This window comes from Sphaerisporangium sp. NPDC088356, from assembly GCF_040685555.1.
Taxonomy (GTDB): Bacteria; Actinomycetota; Actinomycetes; order Streptosporangiales; family Streptosporangiaceae; genus Sphaerisporangium.
Window position 1 is genome coordinate 1 of record NZ_JBFBIK010000164.1, and the last position, 12,157, is coordinate 12,157.

Consider the following 12,157-nt stretch of genomic DNA (forward strand, 5'->3'; position numbering starts at 1 on the left):
TCTCCGGCCGAACCCCCTCATGCCACATCGAACTCACTCCACGCCGGGGCCGTGGAGGTCGACGAAAGTATTGTCCAGATTGAAGAGGGCAAGTCGTTGCACAGCGGCCTATCCTACGTGGACCCTACAGCAACGACCTACGTGAGTAGGTGATCTGCTTCCTGCCTTGTATTGATCCTGCCTTTGGATGCGAAATGCGGGCGGGGTCAACATCGACGCCTGGCCCATCAATCCATTTTGACAGCAATGGGTTCAATCAGCCGCGAAAGTTCGGGCGAGAAGCCAAGCCTTGTCCAGGAAGCGGCGGACGTAAGCGCGCTCTGTCGAGCCCTCATCCGCTCTCGCAGTGCGCGATTAAGGTACACAAGCTGTGCCCCGGAAATCAAGGCGATATCATGGAGGTGCAAGAGGACAGCTTCGTCCTCGCTCACCGAGCCTGTGCTCTGGTTAACGGCTTGCACCAACTGCACCATTGTATCGGTATCATTGAAAATTAATTCGCGCACCTGATCCGCGACCATCTCATCCCAATAAGACCCCCGCAGCAACAGCGCTAGCCGCGCAAATTTGATCCTGTCAGAGTCGCCAGAAACATTTAAGGCCGCCATCTCTTGAATGAATTGTGGATTGCGTTCATATGGGTCACCCAGGTGGGCCAGAATAAGTAGCAGCTCTTTAGCATCCCGATTGCTAAGCCAAGCCTGCTGAATATCCTCAGCTAGGCGTGAAGAGCCGTGGAATAGAAAGAACCCAGCCTTTATGCCCGGAATGGAGCTTACGAGACGCGTCCTCCAATGCCCCTCGACTAGTCCATCAGGGAGAAGGGCTAGCAAACATTTCAAACCCAATATCCAAGACGAGTCAATTACGGCCTCCAGGAAGCCAGCACGAGTACCAGCATCAGGGGCCGCCTTTAACTCATTACCTATTATCATCCGTCCAGCTAGTTGGGCGATGAAATCGCGCCCAACGCCTGCGGGTGCGGTACACACAGCATCAACGAGACTGTCAAGCAAATGACTGGGGGTTCCACGAACCTGCTTATCCATGCATCTGACTGGAAGCCAGCTACGGCCGGATAGGCCAGCCTCTAAGATATCCCCATCGGTAATCTCATCTATAGATATTCCCCGCTCGAGCCAGTTCAGCTCGCAGGCGAGCCAGTCCTCTGTATCGCCCAGAAGTCCATTTATAGCAGCGTTCGCCAGTGCTTCGCAATGATTTGCATCTCGGGCGGCCAGCATGGCTTCTTGGAGAGGCCAAGGAGCCATCGAGGCAAGCCAGTATCGGGTATTACCGCTGAGATCGCCTGCGCTCGCCTTGAGCGCATTGGCTAGGGTCCCCTTGTTTGGCGATTTCAGAAAGTCGAAGCATGCCTTGACACTGGCCCATCCATGGTCACCTCCAGGGAACGAGTCGAGCTTCTGGGATATCTCGAGAGACTCCTCGACCGATGGGACTGACACCCGCAGCAGCAGGGTTTCGCTATTTCGAACTTGAATCCGAGGTTGCCCCTGGCGCAGAAATCGGGATTTACGAAGTTTCTCAGTCAGTGGTTCGAGCCAGCCGGGTACATGGGGATTGTCCCATCGCCGATGTACGTCATTCTCGTCTTCTGCAATGAAGTGGATGACGGAATTGACGAAAAGAGCCGCTGGATAATGCAACACAACACGACCTAGGAATTCGTTTAACGCAAGAGAGGCGGGATTGCCATGCTGGAGGAAAACCTTGAATAGCCCTTCATCGATGTGACGGGCGTCGAGTAGATCCGTAAGTAGTTCGGTAAATACGGAACCAGAGTGCACCGCAAGGTGGACAAGGCATAGCCAGGCATTCTGGGCTGATGTCGGCTCACCTCTTTCAATTCTGGAGCAGATTTCCGAGATAAACACGTCAGACGTCTCGTTTACCCAAATCTCAGCGAGCCTTTGAGGCCAATCGCTCGATGTATCATCTAGCAGACGCAGCGCAGTTCGGGTAAGCATACGATTCCAACGCGGCTGGCGCTGAGCTGAGCCCTCCTCTAGAACATCGAGGGCCAGTTCCGAGCCCGCCAGCGTGAGCCGTGCCGTCTTATCATCTAGATCCTCGTTAAGCTCGTGACAGACTGTGTGGATAGTGTCGCGCAGATATTGCCGGTCGAAGAAACACTTCCCGGCAGCGAAGAGGAAGACGTTACGCCAGTTGGTGTTACCTGCGACGGCTTTTAGTCGGTCCTGAGTCGTCGTGTCACCAGCAGCCATCAACCCTTCAGCTGCCATAAACTCCTGGAGAGAGCGGATCTCGAAGCCGACCTGACCTGATTCAAGCCCGACGAGGAAGACCAGCCGGTTTGCGGCAGCTTCGATAATGGAGTTAGTCAAAGTGGTGAGCGTCTCACCTTGATGCCCTTCATCTCTGAGGTGGTGCTTCACGACTTCTTTGAACTGCTCAACTGTCAATCTTGCATCAGTCCCACCGGACCTCTCAGCCTCTACTTGAAGCAGCAGGCCCACCTGCCGGTGTACGGTGACGATGTTGGACTTGTACTCCCGCAGGATCGCGGCAGCGGGAATGTCCCGCTCGATTTCCCGCTGATAGATCAGCTTGAAATACTCGTCGAACAGAGGCCAGCGTTCTTGTGGCGGCTGGCCCATACGGTCCAGCAGCAGCGTGAGGATAGTGACCTGAAGAGGGCTCCGCATTAGACGAGCAGTGGCGTCGTTCTCGGCGGCACGCCGAATCCGTCGTTGGACCTTTGCAACACGGTCGGTATCGCCGCTGAATCTAACTTCGGCCAACTTTCCACCGTACTCGATCGCCTGGGCTGCCGAAAGTGGGATCATCCAGTGATGCGAGTAGAACTTCGGAGAGAAGTCTTCGTTGTACCCTTGGGGGCGGCTCGTAGCAACGACCAGAATGTCGATGCCCGAGGTTGTGATCTTTGAAGCGGCTATGTCGGCCCAGAACTCTTTGACCGAACTGAGCACCTGGCTGCGGTTGGTCGAGGCCGGCACTTCGTCCAGCCCATCGAGGATTAGGATGCTTGGATAAGCAGTCAATAACGCCTCGAATTGGGAGACCTTTAGGTCTGCATTTGTCCTAGCATTAAATAGGGCCGTGAGATAGGCCAAGAGACCCGAAGTATGCCCATCGGCGAGACTCTTAGCAAACTCACTTAGCACCACTCGAAATGGGATGCGACGCGCTCCCGGTACGGCAAGCACGCCGTCGTCCCATTGTCGCTGAATTGCTCGGACAATGGTCAAGGATTCTTGGTCCACCGCAGAGACACGAACCTCGGCAAGCAACGCAGCCCGGAATACCTGACAGATGTACTGCCCGACCGTGGTTTTCCCCTGGCCAGGGCCTCCGATCAGGACGTGCCGCCCAGGCACTATACGCGGAGACTCTGTGCCTATCCGCCAACCGTCTTCACGGCAATGCACGGATGCCTCGCGAATGATCAGATCTGCGAAGTAGCGCGACTTTTGTCCAGCAGTGGAATTCTCGACGAGATCGCTGTGTGCCTCGAGTGCAACGGGAACGTCCACAAACACCTGAGAGAGCGGTATCGCCTCATCCGCTGAATGGCCGGCCTGTTCGAGTTTGGCGAACTGATCGGCTAACATTTCTTTCTGTAAAAAGTTCACGATTAGCCGATGGAAATCTAACCGCTGAGGCTTTAATGCCTCTGCAAGATCCGCCAGTACATCTCCTGGCGTGGTCCAAGCTGAATAGGCTCTCCGCACGTCTTCATTGTTATCAAGTAGAATGCGAATCTTGTCGTAGTCCCAGACATCAACGCCCTTCAGCCCGTACTTCCTCGCAAACTGCTGTAGCTCAGCGAAAACCTTGTCCTTACTCCCCACATCTGCCACCGGCGTTAGCGCAATGTTGGTGGCAACGATATAGTAGTCCATTTTTCGTTTCGAGTTGCGCTTCCTGTATCTCGCTAGCTCCGCTCTCAATTCTTTGAGCAGCCATTTATTATTGGTACTCGTATCGGTCGGCCGCTGCAAGAATTTCGCTTGCACAACCCCGTAACCATCCCATTTATCCGCTCCGACCCCATATCTCGTCGGCCCCTCGAACGTCGCTTCCCTACCACCGTCGGGCCCATCTCCGAAAGGGGTAACGGTACCTGTCATAGCGTTGACGCATAGAGCCTGGACGAGATGCTCGAAGCTGCGGGCGTTCAGCCCGTCGAGACGGTAATCAGTCACAATCAGAGCGTATCGGAGAAGTCTGTGCGATGCGCCTCAATCGCACAAAAGTGTGTTTTGGTCGGTGTTACATGTACTGAACGTGCTTCCCGGGCCTGAAGCACGAAGATCGCCTTGACGAGCTGGCCTGCATGAAGAGGGCAGCAGCGTAGTTTCCGCAGAATGCGCCAGCTCTTCAGGACGGCATTGGCACGCTCTCCGGGCCCCGCGGAGCTTGGCGTGGGCGGAGTCGGCCGTCTTTTGTGACTGCGGCTTGTTCCTGCCCTTGTACGGCACAAGCACCCCTTGACCTGCACCGACGTACGCCTTGTCAGCAAGCGCGATCAGCCCGGCCGCCTCCAGGCGCCGGATCATGCCCCAGATCCGAGCCGCCTTCAGGTCGTGTACCGAGCCCGGAAGCGAGCCCGAGGTCCACACAGGCGTGCCGTCCGGAGCGGCGATGACCTGGATGTTCATGCCGTGCTTCTTGTGTTTGCCGGAGTAATACGGCCGATCGGCGGCGACCCGGTCGATGGCGATCAAAGTGCCGTCGAGCACGACGAAGGCGTATCCGGCGCGCTTGGCCGTACGGAGTGCCTGATCGAGGGTGGGCGAGCGGTCGGCCAGCAAGGCGACGGTCTCGCGGACGTAGCGCCAAGCGGTGGCCGTACCGACCCCGAATCCAGCTGCGACCTCGGCGAATGTCTCACCTTTACGCAGGTGGACCAACACCAGAAGCAGCACACAAGCCTCTGGTGTGATGGTTGATCTTGGTCGACAACCCTTCTACCAGAGGCTTCTCTACTTCTGGATCAAGACCGACGATCCGCAACGAGCCCGTGACCTGCACCATCAGGTTGAAATGAGCTCAGTGATCGGTCGCCCGTTATGGTTAATACTCTGATCCATTGCGACATCGTTTCACGCAGCTGTCCCATGATGTTCACCGCGAGCCGGGGAACGAGCGGCCAGTGGCAATGCGAGCCGTGACAGCTTGGGCGTTGGAATTCTTCGCGGGCGAGCCCGGTCTCATGCGTGTACTCCCTCCGAGAGGTGCGACTCTTCCGGCGAGCGCCGATCATCCGCCCGCTTCAGAGGCCGATCAAGGGATTTCTGTGTAGCTTCTCCGCCTTCCTGCACTGCCTTGCATGGCTTCGAATGCGTGTATGAGAGCGATGTTGTCAGCGCAGTACGGCGAGTAGGTGTGTGCGTAGCCGCTGGTCGAGGATGGTTTCGGCGGGGCGCCACGCGGCGGCGATGACCTCTTCGGTTTGCAGGTCGGTGATGTCGGTGGTTGTGCGGAACAGGAAGCGGAAGTCGAAGTGCCGGTGCTCTGGTTCGCCCTTGGCGTCGTTGGCGGGGATGGGGTGCGCGTCGACGTGGAGCGGTCCGTCTCCCATGGGGATCACGGCCTCGGCCGGGATGCCCGTCTCCTCCGAAAGCTCCCGGAGCGCCGCTCCGAGTAGGGTCTCGTCGACCTCTTCCAGGTGACCGCCGGGAAGCAACCAGGTGTCGAGAGCTCGGTGGTGGACATGGAGGATGCGTCCCCGGTCGTTGGTCAGGATGACTCCGGCGGTGACGTGGCCCCGGAATTCCTTCCGGGTCGCGATGTCCGCCCCATCGTCCAGGAGGTCGAGGACGGGGGTGAGTGCCGCCGCCTCGTCCGGGTGAGCGGCGAGGTAGCCCGTCAGGGTCTCGCGGATGTGCTGTGCCGTGATGGCCATGGATCACCTGTTGAATGAGTTGAGCCAGGTCGCCGCGATGGCGGCTCGGTCGGTCGCGCTGACCTCGTGCATGCCGGGGGTGAGGTCGCCGCGGCTGAGCATCTGGATTCCGGCGAGTATCTCAGCCTGTACGAGGTAGATGAACGGTCCCACGCTGGCACCGTGCAGGAAGTTGACGGCGTTGCCCTCGTTGAGCAGATAGAAGTAGTGGCCGGTGGTCTGGTATCGGGTGATGTGCTCGCCGGCGACGGCTCGGCTGTACACCTCGGGGAGGCCGTCGAGTTCGAGCTCGTCTTCGCTGCTCGTGACGGTGGCGACGTACGCGCCGTTGCGAAGGTGGGGGAAGTCCTCGCCCCGCAGCGACAGCGCGCCCGTGGCGCACAGCACGAGTCCCGCTCCGGCCAGGGCCGCTTCGCGATCCCGGGCTACGGCGAATCCCTGGCTGAGTGCTTGCGTACGTCGCACAGGGTCGATGTCGTGCACGGTGACCTGCACTCCCTTGGCATGCAGGAGCCGGGCGATGGAGCTGCCGAGTTTGCCGAAGCCGATCACCAGGGCCGGACGGCCGTGCGGGATGTCCCCTCGGCCTCGCATGAGCGCCTCGGTGGAGAACACCACGGACTGTCCTACCAGGAAGTCTTCCGGGTCCTTGAGCGGGGACCGGGCGACGGAGACCACCGGGCAGGGCGGTTTGCCGAGCTGGGCGTAGCGCCGGTGCCCGTTCTCGGTGTCCTCCACCACACCGAGGACGGACCCGGAGAACCGCTCACACAACGCGGGTAGGGACGGCGCGAAATAGCCGCCGCAGGAGTACGAGATACTCGCCGGCTGCGCGTGACTCGAAGTACTCCAGGGCCGCCTCCGGTGTCCCGAACAGTTCGCGGGAGAGAGCGTCGCAGGGGATCAGACGCTCGACCTCGCGTCGCGCCGTGGTGTCGATCGACTTCGGCTTGGGCAGCACGGCGCGCAGCCGGGAGAGGGAGGAGACCGCATGTACGAAGCTCGGGCGCTCAGGCAGGAGGTGGGTGACCATGAAACAGGTCGGCCGCTCGCCGGGTACGACCTGCGTCATGATCTTGGCGAAGTATGAATCAAGCCGGGCACGTTCGAATGACTCCATAGGGCACCTTCTCGGGAATGAGGGGGACGACGCCTGGCGTCTTTGCGTCCATGTCCACGGGGGACGAGCAGACCTACCCGCAACCGGGTGCGGCCGGAGGGGACGAGGTGCTCTGGGCAGAGATGTCGCCGTTTCGCCGCAGGTGCGAAATGGTCGGTCAGGCGATGCGGGATGGGTGTTTCGCGCTTCTCGTGTCAGGGAGAGGCCAATGTGGTTCGGGCCTCGGCTTCGACTTGGCGCATGAGGACGACGAGCCGTTCCGCGGTGGTGGACTCGACGATCACGCAGGTCGTGTGGACCAAGCCGGAGAAGGCGCAGAACTTTCGCCGCCAGGTCGCCCCCATGATCAGCCAGCCGGGGTTGTCGTGCTGGAGCGCGTCGGCGACCTGGTACAGCTCGGCGTCGAATCTCAAGGCGTAGCCTCCAGGACCGGTCACGGATGCCGTGCTGGTCAGCATGGATCGACCTGGATCCACGCCCAGACGACCTTGCCGCCGGTCTCGGGCCGGTGGAACCCCCACTGGGTGGTGAAGGCCTCGACCAGCAGGAGGCCGCGTCCTCCCTCGTCGTCAGCGTCGGCGTCCTCGCGGTGTGGGGCTTGTCGCTGGAGTCCCAGACCTCGATCACGGCGTGTGCGCCGGCGAGGTAGAGGCTGACGCAAATGGCGTTGAGGCCGTTGGACAGCTCGCCGTAGCCGGGGCTGTCGGTGGTGAGGCCCGTCGCCTTGACGGCGTTGGTGCTCAGCTCGGACACGACCAGCTCGGCGGCCTCGATGAGGTGGGGAAGCTCCCATTTCCGCAGGAGATCGTGGACGTGCCGGCGGGCGGCGCGTACCGAGCCGGGGAGGGCCGCCAGCGCGAGGCGGCTCATGGGGGTGGCTCCATCGCCCGGACGCTCGTTGTGTTCACGGTGCTGCCCCAATCGAGAGAGATCTTGGACAGGAGGGCGGCGCGGCGCTGGAATCGATGCCCTCGACCCTCGGCTTCGCCTGCGCCATCTCGCAACGTTGGGTAATCTAACGACTACTTTCGGTTGTAGTCAAGGAAAACGCAATGACTGCGCGTGTAGTCACAGCAGAGAGAGGGCCCGCATGTCAGGTCGAGTTGCCACCCCCACCGTCCGGCTTCGGCGTCTGGCCTCCCAATTGCGAAAGCTCCGAGCGGCTTCGAACATGACCAGGGACGAGGTCACCGAAGTCACCGGCATCAACGGCGTAACGCTCTACCGAATCGAGGCCGCTCGCTCGCGTCCCCAAGCGCGAACTCTGAAGGCGCTTCTTGATCTCTACGGCGTTGAGGGCCCGCTACGGGACGAGCTTCTCGCGGTCTTGAAGGAATCCGGCGAACGGGGCTGGCTGCACGCCTTCGAGCCGCCACTACCTGATCAGTACACGGCTTATATCGGCTTCGAGCAGGAAGCCCGAAGGCTGCTCAACTACGAATCGCTGTTCGTACCGGGGCTTCTGCAGACGGAGGACTACGCTCGGGCCGTCATCCGCTGCATGCCGCCGATGGCGAGCCCCGAGGAGGTCGAGGCCAGGGTCGAAGCGCGGCGGAGGCGACAGGCTTCACTCACCGGTGACCAGCCACTACACCTTTGGGCCGTCATCGACGAGGCGGTACTCCACCGCCAGGTGGGTGGTCGGGAGGTGATGCGCGCCCAGCTACAACGGCTTTGTGACGTGTCCGAAGAGCCGAATATCACGCTCCAGGTGGTGCCCTTCGGTGATGGTGCGCATGCGGGCATGCATGGCAGCTTCATCCTCATGCAGTTCGGCGAGGGCAACGAAGATGTGATCTACATCGAGGGCATGACGGCCGATCTGTTCCTGGAGAACGAGAGCGACATCCAGCGGTATAGCCTGGTATTTGAGCACCTCCGGGCCGTTGCCGCGAGCCCGAAGGTCACCCGTGGTCTGGTGACTGCCGTGCTCAAAGCGGATTTCTAACGAGAGGAACCGCAGGATGTCAGAGACCCCCGATCTGTCCCGCGCCGTTTGGCGAAAGAGCCGTCGAAGCGGAGCCAACGGCGCTTGTGTTGAGGTAGCTGCGATCGGCGGTGTGGTCGCCGTCCGGGACAGTAAGAACCCTGGTAGTGCTGTGCTGGCCCTCGGCCTCAGTGGATGGCACACCTTTATCAGCGGCGTGAAGTCCGGCGATTTGCAGCCAACTGCGTGATCGGCAGGAAGAGCGGGGATCCGTACGTCAGGGCCTCCGCTCTTCTGCCCTCTTGCCGTGTTCTCAGAACAACGCGCCTTCGGCCGGGAACAGGCCGTCACCGAAAATTTCCTCCTGCTCGGACTCCCTTTTCGTAGCTGGGCGAGGGAGTCTGGATCAGACGCCTCTGCGTAGTTCGCGCTGGCAGGACTTGCGACTGCCCTCTTGGAGTTCGACTTCTTCTTGGGACGCTGAACGCCGTCTCTCAGTTCTTGCTGGTGGCGGTAGTGGTTGAGTGCCAGCAGCTTGTCCAGGACTAGAGACTGAGCCTCCGGGCTGATCGCGAATCGGACACCCTGGCGGGTCTCGTGGAACCCATGGCCAAGCTCGATCTCCCGCCACGATGGCAATGGGGTAGCGGAAATGCTTGCCTCATGGGTGCGTATCGCAGGGTCCCGTTCCTCGTCTAGCGCGTAGGCAGTGCGAACGGCTTCGTCAATCTTGGAATGTAGGGCGCGAAGGTGCTTTATATGGTCACCTCCTTTGGGCGAAGGCTGCCAACGACGAATTCCATGGACTCGCGGGCGAGTTGCGGCCAGGACTGTTCGGAGGCCGGGTCGAGGCTGAGCCACTCCTTCATGGGGGTGCCCTTGTTCGCGTCGAAGCGCACGCCCTCACCGGCGGCGACGAGCAGGTCGACGCCCGGTCGAAGGTGATGAGGGTCATCCTGATCGTTGGGGCGATTCTCGTCGTGCGTCGGGCTAGGGGGTGTACGTCCGGGAATCGCCGGGGTCGGTAGATCGGACTGGGTGATCGATCGCGGCGGAGGATCGGATCATGCACACATTGAGATCCGTCGCCGCGAGTGTCGCGGCCGCCGCCTTGCTCCTGTCGCTCCCGTGCGCGGCCGTGTCCGCCCGTGCGGATCTCGCTCGCGACGCCGCGGGTGCGGCGGGTGCGATGTCGGCCTGCCCGGCGGGGGCGACCTGTGGGAGCCTGCGCGTCCCGCTGGACAGGGACAGTCCCTCGGCGGGCAGCACGACCGTCGCGTACGCGCTGGTGCGCAGGCACGACACCTTGCGGCCCGCGGCGGGGACGATCGTGCCGAACCCTGGCGGGCCCGGAGTCGCGGTGATCGGGCACCGGGACTATGCCAGGGAGTACCGTCACCTGCTCGACAACTATGACCTGCTGCTGGTCGACCCGCGCGGGGTCGGCGGGTCGGGCCCGTTGCGGTGCGACTCGGCGAGATGGAGTGACCTGTCCGGTTCCCGCCTGCTGGCGCTGGAGGCCGTCCACGCCTGCGCGCGGGACATCGGCGCCCGGCGCCGCTACTACACCACGGCCGCCGCCGCTGACGACATCGACGCCGTGCGGGCGCACCTTGGGATCGGCAGGCTCGACCTGCTCGGCCAGTCGTACGGCACGTACCTGATGACCGTCTACGCCGAGCGGCATCCCCGGCACGTGCGCTCGATCGTGATGTCCTCGGCGTACCCGCTGGACTTCGACATGCTGGGCGGCCCGGCGGCCCGGGCCATGCGCAGGTCCGTCCACCTGCTGTGCCGCCGGTCGGGGGGCGCGTGCGACGGGGACGCGGTGATGGACGACCTGAAGACCATGGCCCGGCGGCTGCAGGAAAGGCCGATCCGCTACCCGGGAGGCGTCCTGGACGACACGGCGCTCGCCAGCACCGTGTACAAGCTCGCCTCCAGCCATGTGGAACTGTACGGCCGGCTGCCCGAGGCCCTGCGCCTGGCGGTCCAGCGAGATGTAGGACCCCTTGTGGCGCTGTCGGAACGGGTACGGCCCATCAGCGGGTCGGCCGCGCGCGGCGGGACGTTCAGCCTGCCGATGTACGTGACGGTGACGTGCAACGACTACCCGGCGCTGTGGGACAGGAGCGCCCCGGTGCGGGGGCGGTTCAGGCAGTACGCCGCGCGGGTGGCGCGGCTGGACCCGGCCGACTACCGGCCGTTCAGGCCGGAGGCGTGGATCGGCGGGATCGTCGACCTCGGGGACTTCTGCGTCCGCTGGCCCGACCGCGCGGCGCCGGCGCGGTACGGTTCGGGGCGGTTGCCCGACGTGCCGGTGCTGGTCCTGTCGGGAGAGCTGGACCTCAGCACGCCGACCGAGGAGGGGCTGCTGGCGGCCGAGCAGTACCGCGACGCCCAGGTGATCGAGGTCCCGAGCACCGGCCACGTCGCCGAGAAGGAGGACCGGGCCTCCTCCTGCGTGATCTCCCTGGAGACGCAGTTCTTCCGCAGGGGGCGGGTCGGCGACCGCACGTGCCTGCGCAGGATCCCCCCGGTGGAGATCCGGTCGGTGGCCGAGATGAAGTGAGGCCAGAGCCGACCGGATACCGCCGGGTGGAGGTCCGGCCGGTGGCTGAGGTGACGGTACGACAGGCCGGTTCCCTCGGTGGAGATCCGGCCATGGCGGGCCACAGGAGCTGTCCTGTGGCCCGCCGGGGACGGTCAGGCTTCCGCGCGGGTGAGGTGGAAGGTGAGGCCCAGGTCCTCGTCGCGGTGCTCGTGCAGGTCGGCGGCCGGGCTGCCCTCGGTCATGGTGGTCGCCAGGACCTCGTCGGCGACCCGCTGACCGTCCGCCCGGAGCGCCTCGGCGAGGTCGCCGGAGGCCGACCACCACAGGGAGATCCGGTCGGTGATCGAAAGGCCGCTGGACTTGCGGGCGTCCTGGACCAGGCGGACGACCTCGCGGATGAGGCCGGCACGCATCAGCTCGGGCGTGACCGTCAGGTCGAGGGCGACGGTCTCGCCGGTGCCCGTGCCGACGGCGCCCGTCTCGACGGCCCAGCCCGCCCTCGGCTGCTCGGTGACGATCAGCTCGTCCGGCCCGAGATCGACCTCGGACCCGCCGACGACCACCGTGGCCGTGCGTCCCGCGCGGACCTGGGCGGCCAGCGCCGCGGGGTCGGCGGCCGTGATGGCCGCCGCGACGTCCTTGGTG

10 protein-coding genes and 1 pseudogene are annotated in these 12,157 nt (G+C 62.8%); 4 read left to right on the forward strand and 7 right to left on the reverse strand.

The genetic code is table 11. From position 1 onward, the window contains the following. Positions 1-227: 227 nt before the first annotated feature. From AB0O34_RS33935 to AB0O34_RS33960, 6 genes and pseudogenes are all read right to left on the reverse strand, one after another. A complete protein-coding gene (locus tag AB0O34_RS33935; RefSeq protein ID WP_363922580.1) occupies positions 228-4,208 on the reverse strand; it encodes a hypothetical protein in 3,981 nt (1,326 codons plus the stop codon). Positions 4,209-4,285: 77 nt separating this feature from the next. Beyond that, a pseudogene (locus AB0O34_RS33940) lies at positions 4,286-4,925 on the reverse strand (transposase family protein); the annotation flags it as partial. A 443-nt stretch (positions 4,926-5,368) separates the two neighbouring features. Continuing rightward, a complete protein-coding gene (locus AB0O34_RS33945) occupies positions 5,369-5,911 on the reverse strand; it encodes an NUDIX domain-containing protein (protein ID WP_363922582.1) in 543 nt (180 codons plus the stop codon). Between the two features lie 3 nt (positions 5,912-5,914). Further along, positions 5,915-6,649: an adenosylhomocysteinase gene (locus AB0O34_RS33950; protein ID WP_363922584.1), complete on the reverse strand. Its 735-nt coding sequence runs from the start codon at positions 6,647-6,649 to the stop codon at positions 5,915-5,917. Positions 6,650-6,677: 28 nt separating this feature from the next. Continuing rightward, entirely contained in the window at positions 6,678-7,031 is a 354-nt protein-coding gene (locus AB0O34_RS33955; protein WP_363922586.1) for a hypothetical protein, read from the reverse strand. A gap of 194 nt (positions 7,032-7,225) precedes the next feature. Beyond that, positions 7,226-7,489 carry a hypothetical protein gene (locus AB0O34_RS33960; protein ID WP_363922588.1) on the reverse strand — a complete coding sequence of 88 codons (264 nt, stop codon included), beginning with the start codon at positions 7,487-7,489 and terminating at the stop codon, positions 7,226-7,228. A gap of 50 nt (positions 7,490-7,539) precedes the next feature. Here AB0O34_RS33960 and AB0O34_RS33965 point away from each other — a divergent pair, with 50 nt between their 5' ends. The 4 genes from AB0O34_RS33965 to AB0O34_RS33980 all read left to right on the forward strand — a co-directional run bounded on the left by AB0O34_RS33965 (position 7,540) and on the right by AB0O34_RS33980 (position 11,530). Beyond that, on the forward strand, positions 7,540-7,680 hold the full coding sequence (locus AB0O34_RS33965; RefSeq protein ID WP_363922590.1) for a hypothetical protein: 141 nt from the start codon (positions 7,540-7,542) through the stop codon (positions 7,678-7,680). Between the two features lie 441 nt (positions 7,681-8,121). Beyond that, positions 8,122-8,979, forward strand: coding sequence for a helix-turn-helix transcriptional regulator (locus AB0O34_RS33970; protein WP_363922592.1), 858 nt, complete (start codon positions 8,122-8,124; stop codon positions 8,977-8,979). A 16-nt stretch (positions 8,980-8,995) separates the two neighbouring features. After that, positions 8,996-9,208, forward strand: coding sequence for a DUF397 domain-containing protein (locus tag AB0O34_RS33975; protein ID WP_363922594.1), 213 nt, complete (start codon positions 8,996-8,998; stop codon positions 9,206-9,208). 816 nt (positions 9,209-10,024) lie between these two features. Further along, positions 10,025-11,530, forward strand: coding sequence for an alpha/beta fold hydrolase (locus tag AB0O34_RS33980; RefSeq protein ID WP_363922595.1), 1,506 nt, complete (start codon positions 10,025-10,027; stop codon positions 11,528-11,530). Positions 11,531-11,664: 134 nt separating this feature from the next. Here AB0O34_RS33980 and AB0O34_RS33985 read toward each other — a convergent pair. Beyond that, positions 11,665-12,157: DUF5915 domain-containing protein (locus AB0O34_RS33985; RefSeq protein ID WP_363922597.1), on the reverse strand; the 493-nt coding region annotated here is incomplete at its 5' end.